Origin of the sequence: Streptomyces sp. NPDC049597 (genome assembly GCF_040675505.1) — a bacterium.
Classification (GTDB): domain Bacteria; phylum Actinomycetota; class Actinomycetes; order Streptomycetales; family Streptomycetaceae; genus Streptomyces.
Genome location: NZ_JBFAOY010000025.1, coordinates 53415 through 72119, shown reverse-complemented (window position 1 = coordinate 72119; position 18705 = coordinate 53415). Strand labels below are relative to the sequence as shown.

The 18705-nt window shown below is 70.7% G+C and carries 19 protein-coding genes and 1 tRNA gene; 8 read left to right on the top strand and 12 right to left on the bottom strand.

From position 1 onward, the window contains the following. Positions 1-11 precede the first annotated feature (11 nt). The 4 genes from AB0K02_RS25425 to AB0K02_RS25410 all read right to left on the bottom strand — a co-directional run bounded on the left by AB0K02_RS25425 (position 12) and on the right by AB0K02_RS25410 (position 2773). Complete coding sequence (locus tag AB0K02_RS25425) at positions 12-458, bottom strand: copper chaperone PCu(A)C (RefSeq protein ID WP_365994861.1); 447 nt, start codon at positions 456-458, stop codon at positions 12-14. Continuing rightward, positions 458-1117 (bottom strand): SCO family protein, encoded by a 660-nt coding sequence (locus AB0K02_RS25420; RefSeq protein WP_365994827.1) that lies wholly within the window; start codon positions 1115-1117, stop codon positions 458-460. Before AB0K02_RS25420 ends, AB0K02_RS25425 begins: the two co-directional genes overlap by 1 nt. Positions 1118-1148: 31 nt before the next feature. After that, positions 1149-1895: a YcnI family protein gene (locus AB0K02_RS25415; protein ID WP_365994826.1), complete on the bottom strand. Its 747-nt coding sequence runs from the start codon at positions 1893-1895 to the stop codon at positions 1149-1151. A 95-nt stretch (positions 1896-1990) separates the two neighbouring features. After that, positions 1991-2773: a hypothetical protein gene (locus AB0K02_RS25410; protein ID WP_365994825.1), complete on the bottom strand. Its 783-nt coding sequence runs from the start codon at positions 2771-2773 to the stop codon at positions 1991-1993. 202 nt (positions 2774-2975) lie between these two features. On the opposite strand from AB0K02_RS25410, the gene AB0K02_RS25405 reads away from it, so the two are divergent. Beyond that, positions 2976-3428: an ATP-binding protein gene (locus tag AB0K02_RS25405; RefSeq protein WP_365994824.1), complete on the top strand. Its 453-nt coding sequence runs from the start codon at positions 2976-2978 to the stop codon at positions 3426-3428. 28 nt (positions 3429-3456) lie between these two features. On the opposite strand, the gene AB0K02_RS25400 is transcribed toward AB0K02_RS25405, so the two are convergent. Further along, a complete protein-coding gene (locus AB0K02_RS25400) occupies positions 3457-4914 on the bottom strand; it encodes an aminopeptidase P family protein (RefSeq protein ID WP_365994823.1) in 1458 nt (485 codons plus the stop codon). A gap of 129 nt (positions 4915-5043) precedes the next feature. Next, a complete protein-coding gene (locus AB0K02_RS25395; protein WP_365994822.1) occupies positions 5044-6585 on the bottom strand; it encodes a PP2C family protein-serine/threonine phosphatase in 1542 nt (513 codons plus the stop codon). A 493-nt stretch (positions 6586-7078) separates the two neighbouring features. Here AB0K02_RS25395 and AB0K02_RS25390 point away from each other — a divergent pair, with 493 nt between their 5' ends. Together AB0K02_RS25390 and AB0K02_RS25385 are read left to right on the top strand one after the other, a co-directional pair. Beyond that, positions 7079-7819 (top strand): bifunctional DNA primase/polymerase, encoded by a 741-nt coding sequence (locus AB0K02_RS25390; protein ID WP_365994860.1) that lies wholly within the window; start codon positions 7079-7081, stop codon positions 7817-7819. Positions 7820-8008: 189 nt separating this feature from the next. Then, on the top strand, positions 8009-8626 hold the full coding sequence (locus tag AB0K02_RS25385) for a hypothetical protein (protein WP_365994821.1): 618 nt from the start codon (positions 8009-8011) through the stop codon (positions 8624-8626). A gap of 193 nt (positions 8627-8819) precedes the next feature. On the opposite strand, the gene AB0K02_RS25380 is transcribed toward AB0K02_RS25385, so the two are convergent. The 3 genes from AB0K02_RS25380 to AB0K02_RS25370 form a co-directional block, all read right to left on the bottom strand. Further along, a complete protein-coding gene (locus AB0K02_RS25380) occupies positions 8820-9803 on the bottom strand; it encodes a DUF5926 family protein (protein WP_365994820.1) in 984 nt (327 codons plus the stop codon). Positions 9804-9956: 153 nt separating this feature from the next. After that, the gene (locus tag AB0K02_RS25375; RefSeq protein ID WP_365994819.1) at positions 9957-10556 is read right to left on the bottom strand and encodes an ATP-binding protein; all 600 of its coding nucleotides are present in this window, start codon (positions 10554-10556) and stop codon (positions 9957-9959) included. A gap of 53 nt (positions 10557-10609) precedes the next feature. After that, positions 10610-11413, bottom strand: coding sequence for a glycerophosphodiester phosphodiesterase (locus AB0K02_RS25370; protein WP_365994818.1), 804 nt, complete (start codon positions 11411-11413; stop codon positions 10610-10612). Between the two features lie 276 nt (positions 11414-11689). Here AB0K02_RS25370 and AB0K02_RS25365 point away from each other — a divergent pair, with 276 nt between their 5' ends. Together AB0K02_RS25365 and AB0K02_RS25360 are read left to right on the top strand one after the other, a co-directional pair. Then, entirely contained in the window at positions 11690-13135 is a 1446-nt protein-coding gene (locus AB0K02_RS25365; RefSeq protein WP_365994817.1) for a trypsin-like peptidase domain-containing protein, read from the top strand. Between the two features lie 79 nt (positions 13136-13214). After that, positions 13215-13299: transfer RNA gene (locus tag AB0K02_RS25360), tRNA-Ser, on the top strand. A gap of 292 nt (positions 13300-13591) precedes the next feature. Here AB0K02_RS25360 and AB0K02_RS25355 read toward each other — a convergent pair. Together AB0K02_RS25355 and AB0K02_RS25350 are read right to left on the bottom strand one after the other, a co-directional pair. Continuing rightward, positions 13592-13879, bottom strand: coding sequence for a DUF3303 family protein (locus AB0K02_RS25355; protein WP_365994816.1), 288 nt, complete (start codon positions 13877-13879; stop codon positions 13592-13594). Between the two features lie 541 nt (positions 13880-14420). Further along, entirely contained in the window at positions 14421-15329 is a 909-nt protein-coding gene (locus AB0K02_RS25350; protein ID WP_365994815.1) for a LysR family transcriptional regulator, read from the bottom strand. A gap of 121 nt (positions 15330-15450) precedes the next feature. On the opposite strand from AB0K02_RS25350, the gene AB0K02_RS25345 reads away from it, so the two are divergent. The 3 genes from AB0K02_RS25345 to AB0K02_RS25335 all read left to right on the top strand — a co-directional run bounded on the left by AB0K02_RS25345 (position 15451) and on the right by AB0K02_RS25335 (position 17463). Further along, positions 15451-16185, top strand: coding sequence for a type 1 glutamine amidotransferase domain-containing protein (locus tag AB0K02_RS25345; protein WP_365994814.1), 735 nt, complete (start codon positions 15451-15453; stop codon positions 16183-16185). Positions 16186-16220: 35 nt separating this feature from the next. Then, the gene (locus AB0K02_RS25340; RefSeq protein WP_365994813.1) at positions 16221-16916 is read left to right on the top strand and encodes a type 1 glutamine amidotransferase domain-containing protein; all 696 of its coding nucleotides are present in this window, start codon (positions 16221-16223) and stop codon (positions 16914-16916) included. 187 nt (positions 16917-17103) lie between these two features. Continuing rightward, positions 17104-17463, top strand: a complete 360-nt coding sequence (locus AB0K02_RS25335) for a hypothetical protein (protein WP_365994812.1) — start codon at positions 17104-17106, stop codon at positions 17461-17463. A 456-nt stretch (positions 17464-17919) separates the two neighbouring features. On the opposite strand, the gene AB0K02_RS25330 is transcribed toward AB0K02_RS25335, so the two are convergent. Next, positions 17920-18573 (bottom strand): hypothetical protein, encoded by a 654-nt coding sequence (locus AB0K02_RS25330; protein ID WP_365994811.1) that lies wholly within the window; start codon positions 18571-18573, stop codon positions 17920-17922. Between the last annotated feature and the right edge of the window lie 132 nt (positions 18574-18705).

The window sequence follows — 18705 nt, the reverse complement described above, 5'->3', positions numbered from 1 at the left end:
CGATCAGTCCCTCACTGCTTCTGCGGGTTGTAGGTGGTCTCCTTGACGGGGACCTCCACCGTGATCGGGTCCGACTTCTCGAAGTGCAGCTCGACCGCGACCTTGTCGCCCTGCTTCGGCCGCTGCTTGAGCGCCATGAACATCAGGTGGCTGCCGCCGCGTTCGAGATCGAGCGTGCCGTCCGCGGGGATGTCGAACGAATCCACCTCGCGCATCGTCCGGTTCGTCGTCCTGTGGATCGTGACGTCGTCCGAGATGTCGCTGGTGACCGAGGTGAGCGTGTCCGCACTCCCCCCGCTGTTCTCGACGGTGAGGAACCCGGCGGCCATGTCGTCGACGGGCTGCGGCATGAAGGCGCCGCTGACCGACAGCTTCGGCCCGGCCTGCGCCGAGCAGCCCGACAGCGCCAGACCGGCGCCCACGGCGACGGCGACGGCCAGGGACGTACGCCGGCGGATCACGGCTTCTCGCCCTTGATCAGCGCGGGCAGGTCCTTCGCCCACTCGTCGGCCGTGGTGTCCTCGCCGTACAGGACGTAGCCCTTGTCGGTCTTCGGCGAGAAGGCGATGACCTGGGCGCCGTGCATGGAGACGACGGTGCCGTCCTTCTCCTTCTTCGGCGGGTCGATGCCGATGCCGATGGCGCGCGCGCCCGCCTGGATGGCCGGGAACTCGCCGGTCAGGCCGATGAAGGACGGGTCGCCCGCGCTCGGCAGCCACTTGCCGAGCTCGGCGGGGGTGTCGCGCTCCGGGTCGGTGGTGACGAAGACGACCTGGAGCTTGTCCTGGTCCTCCTTGGGCAGCTGCTTCATGGCGATGGCGATGTTGCTCATCGTCAGCGGGCAGACGTCGGGGCAGTGGGTGTAGCCGAAGTAGATCAGGGTCGGCTTGCCCTTGGTCCGCTCCCGCAGGTCGAACGTCTTGCCACGGGTGTCGGTCAGGACGAGGTCCGGCTTGACGTACGGCGTGTGGAGCGCCGTCGCGGCCTCGGTCCTCTCCTGTGCCGAGACGTCGAAGTTGGGCTTGGCAGCGGCCCCTCCGTCGCCGGTGGCGCAGGCGGACAGGGTGAGCCCGGCGGCCACGACGAGCGCGGCCGCGAGCGAGGTCTTCTTACGCATTGAGCAGGTTCCAGACGTGGTGGGCGGGGTTTCAGGAGCTGCGGCGGCGGCCGGCGAGGACTGCGAAGGCGACGCCCGCGGCGCCGACGACGATGCCGACGACGCCCAGGACGCGGGCCGTGGAGTCGCTGCCGTCGGACGAGGAGGACGCCGCGGACTCGCTGTGCGCCCCCTCGTCGTCGTGGCCGCCGTTCTTGTCCTCGGCCGTGGCGCCCGTCGCGCCCGTGCCGTGGTGGTCCTCGGTCGCCGCGGACAGCTTCAGCACGGGAGCGGGGGACTCGGGCTCCTCGCCGCCCTCCTTCGGCTCCTCGATCCAACGCACGACCTCCTTGTTGTCGTACGTCTGGAGCGCCTTGAAGACCATCTCGTCGGTGTCCTCGGGCAGCCGGCCGAGGGAGAGGGGGAACTGCTGGAACTGCCCGGGGCCGATCTTCGAGCCGTCCGCGGTCCAGGTGACCTTGGAGACGGCCTCGATGATCTGCTTGCCGTGCACCTCGAGCGGCTTGTCGAGCTTCGCCTTGGTGACCTCGACCTTCCAGCCGGGCACCGGCTGCGGCATGACGGACGCCAGCGGGTGCTCGGTGGGCAGGGAGACCTCGAGCTTGACGGTCGAGGCGTTGTCGCGCTCGTTGGGGACCTTGAAGTTGACGGTCGCGTAGCCGCCCTTGGCGGCCTCGCCCTGCGGCTGCACGCTGACGTGCGCGAAGGCTGCGCCCGAGAAGACGACGACGGAGGTGGCGGCGACGACGGCAGCGGCGGCAGCGCGGTAGACGTTCATGCTGGCAAACACTCCACGGTGAAGGAGAGACGAGGTGCGCCGGCGCACGGGCGTGCGCGGGCACGGCGGCTCCGCTCCCGTCGAGCGAGCCGCGATCAGGCGCTGAGGACGAATACGCGCGGCGGCCCGCGCCTGATCACCGTGTGCTGAAGAACCTCGCCGGCGGCCGGCGGAGGCGGTTGTGCCGTGTGCGCCGACGGGCGGGGCAGGCGCTCCGGCGTGCCCGGCAGACCGGCGCGCAGGGCCCGTACCAGGACGACGGCCGCCCGCAGGGCGCGCAGCCGTGCCGCACCGGCCACCTCGTGGGCCGAGTCGGCGGAGATCCGCGTGAGCCGCAGCAGTGCCGCGTCCCCGCGCCGCAGCAGCAGTCCGGTCGCGATCCCGGCCAGCAGGTGCCCGAGCACCATGGCCAGCGAGGGCGCCTCGGGCCCCGTGGCCGCCGCTTCGGCGAGATGCGCGTGACCGGTGTGCGCGTCCGGGGCGATGCCCGCCATGGTGACGATGCGCCGCGCGTCGGAGGCACTGAGGGAGGCGGCGCCCGCACCGCACACCAGCTTGGCGGCCGTCCTGATCAGCGCCTCGTCGGCGGTCTGCGCGAGGTGCAGCCTGCTCTGTCCGACGCCGAACAGGGAGTGCAGCCCGAGTTGTCCGGCGGTCAGTACGGCCGCGATGGCCGGCAGCGAACGCTCCCGCCCCGCGAACGGCACGACCAGCGCGAAGACCCCGGCGCTCCCGGCCACGAGCGTCCACGGCGCGACCGTCTCGCAGGCGGCGAGCACATGCCCGATCGCGGACAGCACGACGCAGACCGCGGTGAACACCGCGGCCCTCAGGAGCCTCAGACCGGCTCCGGCACGTGCGTGGTGCGTGGACGACATGGCCGGGTCATCATCGCACTGCGCCGTTCGCGTCCGTACGGCAGGTCCGGAAGATCCCCTTTGCGGACCGGGTCGTCGGCATACACCGCGGAGCGCGACCGCGCATCCGCCGAACGAGGGCTGTCACGGCGACCCAGTGCTTACCGAGCGTGCCCGCGGGCAATACGTATCGGTATGTCGAGCCGCAGCCAGGAGGCTGAGCATGAGCATCTGGTGGTCCCTCCATCTGCGGCGCGAGGCTGCGAGCGTGCCGCTCGCCCGCCGTCTGCTGCTCGGCGCCATGGAGACCGCCGGTGTCGACCCGGACGTCTCCTACGACCTGTCGGTGGCCCTGACCGAGGCGTGTGCGAACGCCGTGGAGCACGGCGGCGGCGCCGACGGGCGCGGCGCGTCGGCGGGATACCGGGTGACCGCCTTCCTGGACGGCGAGAAGTGCCGTATCGAGGTGGCGGATTCGGGGCCGGGGTTCGTCCCGCGGCGCGGTTCGCTGTGCGGGCACCCCGCACCGTCCACCGCGGAGAGCGGCCGGGGGCTCTGTCTGATCGAGCAGCTCGCGGACCATGTCCATGTGCGCAGCCGGCCGGGCCGTGGCGCGGTGGTGAGCTTCGACAAGATCCTGAAATGGCGCGAGGGCGCGCTGCTCGGAGTCTCCTGAGCGGCGCGCCCTCGGTGCCGGTCCGGGGTCAGCCCTGCAGGCCGGCCATCCAGGCCTCGACCTCGTCGGCCCGGCGGGGGAGGGCGGCGGAGAGGTTCCGGTTGCCGTCCTCGGTGACGAGGATGTCGTCTTCGATGCGGACGCCGATGCCGCGGTACTCCTCGGGCACGGTGAGGTCGTCCGCCTGGAAGTACAGGCCGGGCTCGACGGTCAGGCACATGCCGGGCTCCAGGGTGCCGTCCACATAGCTCTCGGTGCGCGCGGCGGCGCAGTCGTGGACGTCCATGCCGAGCATGTGGCCGGTCCCGTGGAGGGTCCAGCGGCGCTGGAGGCCGAGCTCCAGGACGCGCTCGACGGGGCCGTCGACCAGGCCCCATTCGACGAGCTTCTCGGCCAGGACGTGCTGGGCGGCGTCGTGGAAGTCGCGGTACTTGGCACCGGGCCTGACCGCGGCGATGCCGGCCTCCTGGGCCTCGTACACGGCGTCGTAGATCTTGCGCTGGATGTCGGTGTAGCGGCCGTTGACCGGCAGGGTGCGGGTGACGTCGGCGGTGTAGAGGGTGGTGGTCTCCACACCGGCGTCGAGCAGGAGCAGGTCGCCGGAGCGCACGGGACCGTCGTTGCGGACCCAGTGCAGGGTGCAGGCGTGGGGGCCGGCGGCGGCGATGGTGCCGTAGCCGACGTCGTTGCCCTCGACGCGGGCGCGCAGGAAGAAGGTGCCCTCGATGTAGCGCTCGCTGGTGGCCTGGGCCTTGTCGAGGACCTTGACGACGTCCTCGAAGCCGCGGGCGGTCGCGTCGCACGCCTTCTGCAGCTCGCCGATCTCGAAGTCGTCCTTGACCAGACGGGCTTCGGACAGGAAGACGCGCAGTTCCTCGTCGCGCTCGGCGGTGACCTTGTCTGTCAGGGCGGCCTCGATGCCGGCGTCGTGACCGCGCACGACGCGGACCGGGCCGGTGGCCTCGCGCAGGCGGTCGGGCAGCTCGCGCACGTCGGAGGCGGGAACGCCGTAGAGCTGCTCGGCCTCGGTCAGCGAGTGGCGGCGGCCGACCCACAGCTCGCCCTGGCCGGACAGCCAGAACTCGCCGTTCTCACGGTTGGAGCGCGGCAGGAGGTGCATCGTGGCCCGGTGGCCCTCGCCCTCGGGCTCCAGGACCAGGACGCCGTCCTCCGTCTGGTCACCGGTCAGGTACGCGTACTCGGTGGAGGCGCGGAAGCTGTACTCGGTGTCGTTCGACCGGGTCTTCAGGTTGCCCGCGGGGATCACCAGGCGCTCGCCGGGGAACCGGGCGGACAGCGCCGCGCGGCGGGCGGCGGTCCGTGCGGCCTGCGGGACGGGCGCGAGGTCCCGCAGCTCCGTGTCCGCCCAGCCGGTCGTCATGTTCTCGGCCAGCTCGTCGGACACGCCCGGGTACAGGCCGTTCTTGCGCTGCTTGATCGGCTGCTCGTCCTCTTCCGGGGTCTCCGGGGTGAGCTCCTCCGCCACGTCTGCCTCCTGGGCCTGTCGGCCTTCGCGATACGACATAGGGCCCCCGCCGCCGTTCCGGCAGCGTGGGGCGTATCCATCGTATGTGCGAGGCGGGCGGACCGGGGCGGCCCTGTGAGATGCGGCGAATCAGTCGAAACGGGCGGCGAGCAGCACGACGTCCTCGTCGCCGTCCGCCCGGTCCAGCCCCTTGGGCAGCATCGTGTGCAGCACGTGGTCGGCGATCGCCGCGGGATCGTTCCTGGCGGCCTTCGGCACGCTCGCCGCTGCCGAGTGCAGGCGGGCGAAGGCCCGGTCCATCGGGTCGCCGGTGCGCCGGAGCAGTCCGTCGGTGTACAGCAGCACCGTTTCTCCTGGCTGCGCCGACAGCTCCACACTGGGCGCCTCCCAGCAGGCGAGCATGCCCAGCGGCGCAGACAGCGAGGTCTCGACGAACTCCGTGCGCTGGTCCCCGATCACCAGCGGCGGGGTGTGCCCGGCCCCGGCCAAAACGATCTTGCGGACGGCCGGCTCGGCGTACGCGAACAGGGCTGTCGCGGTGCGCGCCGGCTCGGTCAGGCGCAGCAGCAGCTCCAGGTCGGAGAGGACGGCGACCGGGTCCTCGCCCTCCATCACGGCGTACGCCCGCAGGGACGCGCGCAGGCGGCCCATCGCGGCGAGCGCGCTCGGACCCGATCCGCTGACCGAGCCGACCGCCAGGCCGAGCGCGCCTTCGGGCAGCGGCAGTGCGTCGTACCAGTCGCCGCCACCGCGCGGTCCGGCGCTGTGCCGGGCGGCGAGCCGGACGCCGGGCACGCGGGGCAGCCGGCTGGGCAGCAGCTCCTCGGCCACGGTCGCGACCGTGGCACGGGCGCGTTCGAGCTCCAGGAGGCGGGCGACGTGCTCGGTGGCGTAGCGCGTGTAGAGGCCGACCAGATGGGTCTGCCGCTCGACGGGTGCGGCCGGTTCGTCGTAGAACCACACGGCCGCGCCGAGCGTTCCGGACTCCTCGGTGGCCAGGGGGGACGTGTAGCTGGCGGCGTAGCCGAGGCGGACTGCGACCTCGCGGTGCAGCGGGTGCAGCGCGTCGTCGGCGAGCAGATCGGGGTGCGCGACCGGTCGCGGAACGGACGGCACGGGGCCGCCGCGCCGTCGGCCCTCCAGGATCGATCCGTACGCCGTGACCTCGCGCGGCACGGTCTCGATGTGGCCGAGGTCGGCCCGGCTGAGGCCGAGGCCCTTGGTGCGCGCGGGGCCGCTGCCGGCGGCGAACACGCCGTCGCCCGCGGGGGCGTCGGGGGGTTCGAGGACGACCATCCCGCGGCGGGCGCCGACCAGCGCGGCGCCGGCGCGCAGCAGTTCGTCGAGCGCGTCGTCGAGCGAGGCGGTCCGGATCAGCCGCTCGGTGAGCTCGTGGAGGGTGGTGAGGTCGGAGACCCATCCGGCCAGCCGGTCCTGGATCACCATGCCCGGGGCGGGCGGCGGGGCGGGGACGGGGGGCAACGGGGCAGTGTGCGCGGGCGCGGGAACTGTTGAATCGATTCCGGCCACTTTCGGCAGGTGCGGGGCGCTCACGGCTGCCGGCTTTCCGGCAGGTGCGTTTCGCTCAATAGCATCGCAAACCCCCATGTCCATCTGCGCCGCTACCCATGCATCCACATGTACACGCACACGCAAGGTGATGTCCAGCATTGTCCCGGTGGGATTGATGGTGTCTGCGGGACGGTTAACTTGGCCGAAAAAAGCACCCGATGGCGGATGTCTGCGATCGACTGAGGGCGTTCGGCAGGGGGACCCCGGGGTGCAGGCTCCAGGGGAAGCGTCATTGCAAGCGTGCTGGGTACGTGTACGTAGACGGTGATGGCCAGGGGCAGTTGGACCGCCCCCGGAACCTGGCAGCGGGCCCGAGCGTCTCAATGCCAAAGGCCGCGCCCCATCCTCGAGTGGCGGGAAAGTCGGAGCGGGACAGCAAGCGCCACGCGCGCGCCACCCCTCGCCACACGTTTAATGGACTACAGCCGACGTTCGGCCCCCGGGCGGCGATCCTGCCGCCGGTACGCAGGGGGCGCCCATGCCGGCGGCATGGGCGGTGACGCGCCGATCAGTACGCATTTGTACGCACAGTGAAGTCATGTGCACGTTTGTGATGTGGACCCCGGCGTTCAACGGAAAGGAACGAGCGCTCATGCGCGAGATCCTCGGAAGGCGACGCAGGCTTCGGTACCGGCGCAAGAAGGGGCCGATCCAGCTCGAAGCGGCGCTCACCTGCGCCACCGGGTGGGGCTGGCCCGTGCTCCCCGGTGTGGGACTGAAGGCCGCGGGCGGCAACTCCCCGGACGGCTCCGGAAGAAGCGGCGGTGACCGCGGGCGCGGCTGCGCCTGTCCCGACCCCGAGTGCGTCGTTCCCGGTGCGCACCCCTTCGACCCGGGAATCCTGGCGGCGACCACCGACGAGCGGATGATCCGCTGGTGGTGGACCAACCGGCCCGGCGCCCCGCTCGTGCTGGCCACGGGCGAGCGGGCGCCCTGCGCGCTGAGCCTGCCCGCGGTCCCGGCGGCCCGGGCCCTGGCCGTGCTCGACCGGATGGACATGCGGCTCGGGCCCGTCGTCGCCACGCCCACCCGCTGGTCGCTGCTGGTCGCCCCGTACACCCTGGAGCAGCTCGGCGAGCTGCTCTTCGTCAAGGACTGCGTGCCCAGTTCGCTGCGCTTCCACGGCGAGGGGGGCTATCTGGTGCTGCCCCCCTCGGAGACGGGGGCCGGGCAGGTGCGCTGGGAGCGGGCGCCCCTGCCCGGGTCCGCCGCACCGTGGCTGCCGGACGTGGAGGCGGTCGTGGACGCACTGGTCGAGGCGACCGCGAGCAGCGCCCCCGAGAGCGGTCTCTATCCGCCGGACGCGGGCGGAAGCAGCCGGCTCGCCTACTGAGCGCCGTCCCTCCATGGGCCCGGCCCCGGCCGGGCCCGCGCGGGATGCCCTGCTCGGCCGCCGTCACTCTTACGGGTAACAGCAGGGCCGACTTGTCACGGAATTGGGTGCGCGCCGTCCGGGGCGTCCGCATTTCACGGATATCTTCGGGCAACCGTCAGGAATTTCCGCCCAGTCGGCAGGTGGCCCATGAATCTCCGCATGATCGGGCTCGCCGCCGTGGTGGCCGTCGCCACGCTGGCCCCCCTCGCCGCGTCGGCCGGAACGGCCGGGGCCCCCGCTTCCGGATCGTCGTCGTCCGAGGAGGTGGAGAGCGGTGCGAAGGACGGTGCCGGTACCGGCGAAGCCGCTGAGGCGCCGGCCGTCGGGCTGCTGCCCGGGCTCGGCGCATCCGACGGAGCGGCCGGGAGCGAAGGGGCGCATGGTACTGGAACCGGCGAGCGGGCCCCAGCGCACGCCTCCGAGCGATGTGGGCCGGAACTCGCCTCCCCCGACGGTGTCGAGGCGCAGACATGCGTCCTGACCGACGGCGGCCGGACCTGGGCGCGTACGTATTACCGGAATGCGACGGGTGACGAATTGACGTCCGTGCTGACCCTGATGGGGCCCGGCGGGCGTACCTGGCAGACGAACTGCCCGATCGAGGAGGGCGACGAGCCGGGCACCTGCGAGACCGCTCGGGACCGTTCGCTGGGGGCTGCCTCGCACTACTCCGCCGTCGCGGAGTTCGCCGCCGCGTGGGCCGGCGCCGACGCGGCGCTGCTGCTGCGGTCCGGCAGCAACTCCCATAGGAACATGGGTAGTTGAGAAGCGGAACGCTCCGGGAAATGGAAGCGCCCGGTCGCTGGCGACGGGGGATGCACCAGCGACCGGGCTTCTAGAACGGTAACAAGAGATCTGCGGTTCGCAAATTCGATCTCTGGTATTCGGACAGGGATTTAGCTCGCGATAGAGCGAGTTGTGACTGGCGTCACTCGGAAGACCCCGGAATTCGTCACTCTCAGCTGAGGGTGACCTGGCGGTTGGTGAGGCCGCCGCGGGCCCGGCGCTCCTCGGGGGTCAGCGGTGCGTCCTTCTCCAGGGCCGCCGCGAGCCGCTCGGCGAACTCCGCCGCGGGCGTCTCGCACTCCTTGGCCCCCATGGAGCTGGGCAGGTCCCAGACCGGGACCATCAGCCCGTGGGCACGGAAGGAGCCGACGAGCCGGGTGCCTTCGCCGAGCGAGGACGTGCCGGCCGCGTGCAGCCGGGCCAGTGCGTCGAGCAGCCGCTCCTCGGGGTGCGGCATGACCCAGCGCAGGTGGTTCTTCTCCGGCGTCTCGCACCAGTAGGCGGCGTCGACACCGGAGAGCTTCACGGTCGGGATCGCCGCGGCGTTCGCGCGCTCCAGGGAGGCGGCCACCTCTCCCGACGCCTGTTCGGCCGAGTCCGGAACCCAGAACTCGAAGCCGGAGTGCACCTGCGGCACGAAGTCGGCGTCCGGGTCGAGCAGATCCTGCAGACGTACGTCCGAGGCCGGGTCGCTGCCGGTGACGGGCGTGCCCGGCTGGGCGGCGAGTGCCTTTCGCAGGGTGCCGGCGAGGTCGCGGCTGAGGTCGCCGGAGGGCGTGTCGTTCTGCAGGCCGAGCAGAACGGAACCGTCGTCACGGCGCAGCGCGGGCCACGCCATCGGCAGGACGGTGGCGAGCGTCACGGACGGCACGCCTTCGGGCAGTCCGCCCTTCAGGGTCAGCTCGACGGTGGCGGCGGGCACGAGTTCGCGCAGGGCCACCCAGTCGCACTCGCCCGGCAGTCCCTCGAAGGGCCGCTGGACCAGTTCGGTCACGGCGTGCGCGGCGGCCCGGCCGTGACAGGCCTTGTAGCGACGGCCCGAACCGCACGGGCAGGGCTCGCGCGCGCCCACGACCGGCACGGGCTCGTTGACGCCTGTGGCCCCGGCCTTGGTCTGAGGCTTCGTCGCCTTCGTCTGGGGGCGCTTCTTGGCCATGGTGTGGCTTTCTCCCGAATGCGGCGGTGCTGTGTCGGGCGCGAGCCTAGCCGTATGCCGCCCTCGTGGGGGAGCGGTGACGCACCGGGTGCGGCGGTGTGCCGGAAGGAGGGTGTGACGGACCGTCGGCACCGTCCCCGTACAGGGGCCGGATCAGTCCAGATCGTCGAAGGAGTCGGCGAAATCGAAGGACGGCCCCGCGACACGCGTGGCGAAGTCCTCGCGGCGATGCCCCTCCGTGACGATCACCCACACGGTGACCTCACCGGACATGCCGTCCCGCACGCCCCACTCCTGGGCCAGTGCCGAGATGATGTTCAGCCCGCGGCCGCCGCGTGCGGTGACCGAGGGCGTGGCCGGAACCGGGCGGGTCGGACCGCCCCCGTCCGTCACCTCGACCGTGAGCCTGCCCGCCTCGTCCACGCGCCAGGCGGCGCGGATGTCGCCGTCGCCCACGTCGGCGCGCCCCAAGGGTCTGCCGTGGCGACACGCGTTGCTGAGAAGTTCGGAAAGGATGAGAACTGCATCGTCGACGACCGCTTCGGACACGCCGCTGCGGCTCAGCTGCTCACGCATCCGGTGTCGCGCCTCACCCACGCCCGCAGGGCCATGGGGTACGGCCATGCTCGACGACGTGGGCACCTCCTGTGCCACCACCAACGCCACCCCCGAGACCTCCTTTGCCCCACGCCACGGTGTGAATGCCCCAATGGCCTGGACCGGAAACCGGCCAACCAGGGACGAGTGACGCACTCGACACGCCCGGATACGCACCGAACGCGCCGGAGCACTCCCTGTAACGACAGTTACGCCCGGCCCAGTTGGGACAAGACCTGTTTGGGGCGATTGGTGATGATTGCGTCAACACCGAGGCGGACGCAGAGTTCGACGTCCTCCGGTTCGTCCACCGTCCACACGTGGACGCGATGGCCCGCCTGGTGCAGCCGGGCCACGTAGCCGGGATGGCCGCGCACGACCCGGATCCCCGGGCCCGCGATCCGCGCGCCGCCGGGAAGCCGCCCGTCGCGCAGCCGCGGAGTCATGAACTGCGTGAGATACACCGTGGGCAGGCCGGGGGCGCCGACCGCGATCCGGTGCAGGGAGCGGGCCGAGAAGCTCATCACCCGCACCTGCGACTCGTCGGCGGACGGCGGCGCGTCCAGGCCGAAGCGCCCGAGCAGCTTCAGCAGCCGCTCCTCGACCTGACCGGCCCAGCGGGTGGGGTGCTTGGTCTCGATGGCGAGCTCGATGTGGCGCCCGGAGTCGGCGACCAGTTCCAGCAGTCGTTCCAGGGTCAGCACGGAGGTGAGGGACGGGTCCCGCCAGTCCGGGCTCTCGGGGGCGTCCTTCCAGGAGCCGAAGTCGAGGGCGGCCAGATCCGCGAGCTCCAGGGCCGAGACCGCGCCGCGGCCGTTGGATGTGCGGTTGACGCGGCGGTCGTGGACGCAGACGAGATGCCCGTCGGCGGTGAGGCGCACATCGCACTCGAGGGCGTCCGCGCCGTCCTCGATCGCCTTGCGGTAGGCGGCCAGCGTGTGTTCGGGCGCGTCCTCGGAGGCTCCTCGGTGGGCGACGACCTGGATCTGGTGCTGCTGCCGTGCTTGGGTCACCGCGTCATGGTGTCACCGGGACGGGGTATACGGATGCAGGAGTGTGGCGGAACGCACTGTTCCTGTCCGTCTCGGGCCGTTCCGTCAGGCGGCTCCGCGCAACCGGTCGGACGCACTCGGGATGCGTCCGTTTTGTCGGAAGTAAAGGATTGCCGGGATACGCACAGCTCCTGCTTACAGTGGTCTGACGTGCTGTGGGAAAAGCTGTCTGCGGACGGATCGTGCCGACAGAGCAGAACGAACCGACACCGACGTGGAATCTGAGGAGACAGAGCTGTGAGCACCGAGAACGAGGGCAACGCGGTTCCGGCCGCCCCGTCCGTACCTCCTCGGCCGGACACCGCTCCCGAGGGTTCTTCGCCCGGCCCCTCCCCTGTCGGCCCCGGGACCCTGGGCCCGCAGGCGGCGCAGGCACCGGAGGCGGCGACCGCGGCGGAGCGGCCCTGGCAGTCCCCCCAGCCGGGGCACGCCCCCGCGCAGCACCCCGGCGCCGCATGGCCGCCGCCCCCGCTGCCCTCCTACGGGGGCGGAGGCAGCGGCGGTCCCGCGTGGGGAGCGCCGGTCCCGGCGGCCGAGCCCCGGCGCAGGCGTGCGGGCGGGCTCGTGGCGGCCGTGCTCGTCGCGGCCCTGGCCGCGGGCGGTGTCGGCGGGGGCATCGGCTACTGGGCCGCCGAGCGCAACGACGGCGTCCCCGGCTCCACCACGGTCTCGGCCGTCTCGCCGCAGGACCTCAAGCGCGAGCCGGGCACGGTCGCCGCGGTCGCGGCCAAGGCGCTGCCGAGCGTGGTGACCGTCGAGGCGAAGTCGGGCGCCGGCGGGCTGGAGGGCTCCGAGGGCGGCGGCGAGGCCGGCACGGGCACCGGCTTCGTCTACGACAGGGAAGGCCACATCCTCACCAACAACCACGTGGTGGCCTCCGCGGCCGACGGCGGCGCGCTGTCGGTGATCTTCTCGAACGGCAAGAAGTACGACGCCGAGGTCGTCGGCCGGGCCCAGGGCTACGACGTCGCCGTCCTGAAGCTGAAGAACGCGCCCTCCGGACTCGCCCCGCTGCCCCTCGGCAACTCGGACAAGGTCGTGGTCGGCGACTCGACCATCGCGATCGGCGCCCCCTTCGGTCTGTCCAACACGGTCACCACGGGCATCATCAGCGCCAAGAACCGTCCGGTGGCGTCGGGCGACGGCTCCAGCGGCAAGAACTCCTACATGAGCGCGCTGCAGACCGACGCCTCGATCAACCCCGGCAACTCGGGCGGCCCGCTGCTCGACTCCAGCGGTGCGGTCATCGGCATCAACTCGGCCATCCAGTCGGCGGGCAACGGCCTCGGCCAGTCCCAGGCAGGTTCGATCGGCCTCGGTTTCGCGATCCCGATCAACCAGGCGAAGACGGTCGCCGAGCAGCTGATCAAAACCGGTCGGCCGGTCTACGCGGTGATCGGCGCGACGGTGGACATGGCGGGCGAGGGTACGGGCGCCAAGATCGCCTCCGAGGGCGCGGGCGGCACGGATGCGGTGACCCCCAACGGCCCCGCGGCCAAGGCGGGTCTGAAGCCGGGCGACGTGATCACCGGCTTCGGCGACAAGGCGATCGACAGCGGCCCGACGCTGATCAGCGAGATCTGGAACCACAAGCCGGGAGACAGGGTCACGCTGACGTACGAGCGCGACGGCAAGGAGCACAAGGCCGAGGTGGTTCTGGGCGAACGCGAGGGCGACAGCTGAGTCCCGGAGAACGCTGCTGCACCCGGTGGGCCCGGCCCGGTAGTCTGTAGCCCGCTCCGGCGCAGGTGACCGGGGCGCTGGTGGGTTGCCCGAGCGGCCTAAGGGAACGGTCTTGAAAACCGTCGTGGCGCGAGTCACCGTGGGTTCAAATCCCACACCCACCGCAGGTGAAAGGCCCCTGACCAGGTGAATCGGTCGGGGGCCGTTCTCATGCGCGCTGTCCGTCGACCACCGTGGTTGCCCGCCAGTTCCCGAGCGATCGGGCACGACAGGGGCACGGTCAACACGTTCTGATCCGTAGCTTTTGCCGGATCGGTCAGCGACGGCCATACCGGCCGCCACGAGGCCCGGGAGGGACGGTAGCGGAGGGGGGCGGTTGCTGGGGTTGCGGTATTTCACTGCTGTACGGCCCGACCACAGAGGGCCTTCATCATGCGGTCGCTGAGATCAGATCTGCTACTTCAGGGCAGCAAGGCCCTTCTGCAAATCGTCGAGGTTCATGACCGGCTCAAATGTGACCTCCGCGCCCATCTCCTGGAAGAACGGATCGGCGATGGAGGGCAACTGCGAGCTGTCCTGCATGTCGAATACGAGAATCATGGAGCGCCCACCCTCAGGGGTGAAGTAGGCGGCCTCCGGCTTCAGCCGCTCGATGGTTGACTTCAGCGACTCGGGCATCGCTCCGCCCTTCGTCACCTGATTCGACATCTTGGTGTCCATGCGGGCCTTCATCATCATCCGCATCGCACGCTCTCCTCGCGCACCGCGACCTGCGCGGTTCTGTCCGCGCTCGCTGGGATCCGGTGCATCCCGCTCAGCTTCACCTCGCTGATCACTGTCCGCAACATCTCGTACGCTCTACGTGACTCCAAGGAAGAGGAGACGTTGCTACGCGGAGACATCTAGAAACCCTCTGCGACCGCCCCAGGCACAGCGGGCCTGCTCCACCGTCAACCCTTCGCCGTTTCGGCGTGCGGTCCGTCGTACGGGGACGGTGGGCACATATGGCGGTGAGCACCACAGTGGTCGCAACCAGGGTGGGGGATGGTCCTGATGCTCACCTCCTCGTGGGGTGGTCGGGAGTCGGGCATGGGCTGCCCCGGCCGGCGTCGGCCTGGTCGATGGCCGCCTGGTCGTGGGCGGCCTGCATCGCGGTCGGCAGGTACGACCAGTACGTCACTGGATTGCGGTGCGGTCCTCGACCGACCGGAGCGCTGCCTGGTGCTGCTGGGATCCCGGGTCCACGGGGGCTTGGACAGTCAGGCCACGGTGCCGCTGGGTCGGCTCACCAGGTTTTCGCGGCGGCCAGCAGGTGCTCGCGGACGAGTGTCACGTGTGGGTTGGTGGAGCTGCCCGGGCGCTGGACGAGGTAGGAGGTGTTGATCGGCGGGTCCTCGGGCTGGTGCAGCAGACGCAGGACGCCGGAGGCGAGTTCGGTGCGGCACAGATAGCTGGGCAGGACGCTCCAGCCGGCGCCGACGCTGACGGCGGTGAGGACGCTGCGCAGGTCGGGGACTGTGATGGCGGCCTGGGCGTGCAGGCGGCGGTCGAAGACGTGGCGCCAGTAGCGGCGGGCGATGGGCAGATCCTCGGCGTAGGCGATCAGCGGAAGGCTCTCCAGGGCAGTGGGCAGCTCCTGCCCCTCGAGCCGTTCTGCCCATACCGGCGCGGCGACGAGGACGAACTCCTCGTCGCCGAGGAGTTCGGCGTACAGCGTCCGGCCACGGGGCCGCCGGGTGGCGACGACGAGGTCGTGGCGCCCGGCCCGCAGTTCTTCGAGAAGTGATTCGGTCAGCCCGGTGGCCACCCGCAGCCGGACGCCCTGCGCGACCAGCTGGGCCAGCACCGTGAGGCCGAGAGTGCCCAGGAACTCGGCGGGTCCCGCCAAATGGACCGGCCCTACGGCACTGCTCGGTTCCTCACCGGTGATGACGGCCAACTGGTCGAGGGGCGCCGACAGCCGGACGGCGAGTGCGTCCGCATGAGGCAGTGGAGTGACGCCTTGCGCCCGGCGTGCGAACAGCTCGCGGCCCAGGCGCCTCTCCAGTGCCCGGATGTGCGTGGTGACGGTGGACTGCGACAGGCTCAGCTGACGCGCCGCGGCGGTGAAGGAGCCCAGGCGGTGCACCGCGAGGAAGGTACGCAGCAGATTCAGGTCCAGCGGACCGGCCCCATGAATGTCGTGATCGCTCACGGCTTCGAGCCTACGAGGTAGGCATGCCGGCCAGGTGCCGTATGTCCCTGGACCAGGCATCGGTTCTTCGATACCCGGTATCGGGCTCTTCATTGGCGCCCGATACATCCACAGCTTTAGCTTGGAAACCACGGGCCGCCCAGGAGACGAGGACAAGGTGAGACAGAAAAAGATTCTTGCGGTCGTGACCAATCAGGCCACCTATGGGGCGAGCGAGCACCAGACCGGACTGTGGCTGGGCGAGCTCGTCCATTTCTACGACAAGGCGGTGAAGGCCGGTCACACGGTGGACGTGGTGAGCCCGGCGGGCGGAGTCGTGCCGCTCGACCCGCGTAGCCTCGGTCGCTTGTTCGTTGACCGGACGGTTCGCGGGTATCTCGACGACCAAGCCTTCATGGACGCCCTGAAAGCCACCCCTTCGGTTGCCGACACGGATCCGGACGACTACTCCACGATCTTCTTCACGGGTGGTCACGGCACCATGTGGGACTTCCCCGACAGCGCCGACCTGCAGCGAACGGCCCAGGCCATCTACGCCGACGGCGGCATCGTCTCCTCGGTGTGCCACGGCGCCTGCGCCCTCATCAACCTCCGCGACACCGACGGAAACCCCCTGGTGAGGAACCGCACCGTCACCGGTTTCGCGACGGTCGAGGAACGACTGGCCGGCGTGAAGAGCAGGGTGCCGTTCCTCCTGGAGGACGAACTGCGCGCGAAGGGCGCCAAGTATGTGCGCTCCACTGTCCCGATGACGCCGCACGCCGTGCGCGACGGCCGCCTGATCACGGGACAGAACCCGGTGTCCACCAAGGCCGTCAGCGACCTGATCCTCGCTGCCTTGGCCGGCACCGAATGACGACCCAGCTGGACCCGGCTCTAGGAGACCGCACCATGTCGAAGATCCTTTTCGTGTTGACCGGCGCCGACCACTGGACGCTCGCCGACGGCACCAAGCACCCGACCGGCTTCTGGGCCGAGGAGGCCGTGACCCCGTACCAGGCGTTCACCGCCGCCGGCCACGAGATCGTCGTCGCCACGCCGGGCGGCGTCGTGCCGCCCTTGGACCAGGGAAGCCTGGCGCCGCAGTTCAACGGCGGCGAGGAGGGCGCGAAGAAGATGGCGGACGCCCTCGCCTCGATCAGCGAGATCCAGCGCCCCATCAAGCTGGAGGACGTCAACCTCGACGACTATGCCGCCGTTTTCTACCCCGGTGGCCACGGCCCGATGGAGGACCTGGCCGTCAACGCCACCTCCGGCAAGCTCCTCATCGACACCCTCGCCTCGGGCAAACCGCTCGGCGTGGTCTGCCACGCCCCGGCCGCGCTGCTGGCAGCCACCGAGGCTGACGGCGGCAACGCCTTCGCCGGCTACCGGCTCACGGGCTTCAGCAACGCCGAGGAGATCCAGAGCGGTCTGGCTGCAGGCGCCAAGTGGCTGCTCCAGGACCGCTTGGTCGAGATCGGCGCGGATTACCAGGAGGGCGAGCCGTGGGCCCCGAACGTGGTCGTCGACCGCAACCTGGTCACCGGTCAGAACCCCGCCTCCGCCGGACCCGCCGCAGCCGAAATGCTCAAGAAGCTGGCTTGACGCACGGCTTCGGGACGACCATCCCCGGCGCGTCCCGACTGGGCGGCGCGCCGAAGGGGGGCAGCGCGATCGGTCAGCGGGGGTCATACCGGCCGCTGGACGGGCCCGGAGGGACGCTACCGGGCGGGGGCGGTCACGAGGGTTGCGGTACCTGGCTGCTGTACCGCACGATCCAAACGGGGTGGCCATGGAACGGCATGTGCTGGAATCGCTGTTGATCGGTGATGACGAGGCGTCCGTGACAGCTCTGGCCGCCCTCCGCAGCGGCGCCCCCTACTCGGTGGAGGAGCGGGTACAACCCATGGGTGCGCATGCCGGAGTCTTCAGTCGGCGACTTCAGCGCATGCGGATGCGCGGATTCGAACCTCCCGGCCTGGAGCGGGCAGTGCAGCTCATCAGGGAATATGGCCGGCCTGTGCGCTCAGCGCTGATCGATCCTGAGAATCGGACACGGTTCACCCTGCTCTTCCTCACCGAGGACGGCAGCGCACTCGTGGCCTGCGTTAGCTGGCCGCGGCCGCTGGTTGCCAGGAAGCCACCGCTTTAGCAGCGAGGTGGGGCGGGTTGTGGCCTGAGCTCGGGAAGGCCGACCGAGCGCAGCAACGTAGAGGTCGGTGGAGCGGCTTTGGGCGGGAGCTTCCACGGGGCGAGAGATCACGGCCCCGTAGGTTTCCGGCGAGTCGGGCAGTCCGTTGACCTGCCCGTGAAGCACCATGTGGGGCCATGATCTTCGAGGCTCGCCCCATGGTGATGAGGCTCGTTGAATTGCCCCACCTGGTGCTCACGCGTTCCCCAGACCTGCTCGGCTTGTTTCGCCACCCCGGCGCGCTGGCCTGCGGGTGGTTTGGTCGGCGAGTACCGAGAGCAGGTGTTGCTCAGCGGCGAGAGCGCTTTGTGACCCCCTGAGGATCGATGTCGCCGAGTCTCGAGAGCACTCCGGCGCTTGTATCGGGGACGCAGTGGTGTCTGTCGTCGAACGAGGGCGAGATGCCGGCCTGACCGGTCACGCCCGCTCTACCGCGGCTGGCCTGTCGCGCTGCAGCCACACGATGGCTTGGGCGCGACGATCGCGTGGCACGTCTGCTCCGGTTGCCTCCCAGTCGATCAGGCGGCGTACGGGCTCCGTGTCGCCCGGGTTGGGCACGGCCAGGGAGCCGATGCCGTCCTGCCAGGTTGTTCCGACCACGGCGACAGTGCTGTCGAGCGAGAGCATCGCAAATTCCGGACGTCCGGATCGCGAGCCGAGCAGACAGTCGTCATATCCGAGTACGGATCTTCCCCGGCGGATCGCGCACGCCGCGCCCATGACGTCCCAGGCCTCGAGCAGACGCACCCGGCGCCATATACGAGGCTGGTACAGGTCTACCCGCGGATTGTAGCGATGGGCAGGGAGGGCGAGCAGGAACTCGCGGCCGGCGTCGAACAGGCCGAAGGAGGTCGCCAATGCGTACCAGCCTCGGTTGGCCTGCTCGATGAGGTGGGGGTCGCCGAAGCCGACGAAAGCATCCCGCCGGCCCGTCTCCTCGTGGGTGCAACTGGCCATCGCGCTCATTACGGACACTGGCAAGGCAGTGCATGGCACGCCGCCTTCGAGCACCTCCAGGCCCGCCCGCTTCAGCGGGGCATGCACTTTCCGGTGCATCTCCTGCCTGCCCATGTCCTCCCCCGTTGCCGCTTGATCACCAGCAGACGACGCGAGCTTACCGATCGGTCCAGGGCCGGGGCCGGACTGTCCAGGGTGGCCGCAGGCCGGCGCGGAGCGCCTCCGTAGGCGCCCTTGACCGGCCGA

Excerpts from the sequence above, each read along its gene's own strand:
- AB0K02_RS25420 (WP_365994827.1), bottom strand. The coding sequence starts at position 1,117 with ATGCGTAAGAAGACCTCGCTCGCGGCCGCGCTCGTCGTGGCCGCCGGG.
- AB0K02_RS25415 (WP_365994826.1), bottom strand. The coding sequence starts at position 1,895 with ATGAACGTCTACCGCGCTGCCGCCGCTGCCGTCGTCGCCGCCACCTCC.
- AB0K02_RS25410 (WP_365994825.1), bottom strand. The coding sequence starts at position 2,773 with ATGTCGTCCACGCACCACGCACGTGCCGGAGCCGGTCTGAGGCTCCTG.
- AB0K02_RS25405 (WP_365994824.1), top strand. The coding sequence starts at position 2,976 with ATGAGCATCTGGTGGTCCCTCCATCTGCGGCGCGAGGCTGCGAGCGTG.
- AB0K02_RS25395 (WP_365994822.1), bottom strand. The coding sequence starts at position 6,585 with ATGCTGGACATCACCTTGCGTGTGCGTGTACATGTGGATGCATGGGTA.
- AB0K02_RS25390 (WP_365994860.1), top strand. The coding sequence starts at position 7,079 with ATGCGCGAGATCCTCGGAAGGCGACGCAGGCTTCGGTACCGGCGCAAG.
- AB0K02_RS25385 (WP_365994821.1), top strand. The coding sequence starts at position 8,009 with ATGAATCTCCGCATGATCGGGCTCGCCGCCGTGGTGGCCGTCGCCACG.
- AB0K02_RS25380 (WP_365994820.1), bottom strand. The coding sequence starts at position 9,803 with ATGGCCAAGAAGCGCCCCCAGACGAAGGCGACGAAGCCTCAGACCAAG.
- AB0K02_RS25355 (WP_365994816.1), bottom strand. The coding sequence starts at position 13,879 with ATGCGGATGATGATGAAGGCCCGCATGGACACCAAGATGTCGAATCAG.
- AB0K02_RS25340 (WP_365994813.1), top strand. The coding sequence starts at position 16,221 with ATGTCGAAGATCCTTTTCGTGTTGACCGGCGCCGACCACTGGACGCTC.
- AB0K02_RS25335 (WP_365994812.1), top strand. The coding sequence starts at position 17,104 with ATGGAACGGCATGTGCTGGAATCGCTGTTGATCGGTGATGACGAGGCG.
- AB0K02_RS25330 (WP_365994811.1), bottom strand. The coding sequence starts at position 18,573 with ATGGGCAGGCAGGAGATGCACCGGAAAGTGCATGCCCCGCTGAAGCGG.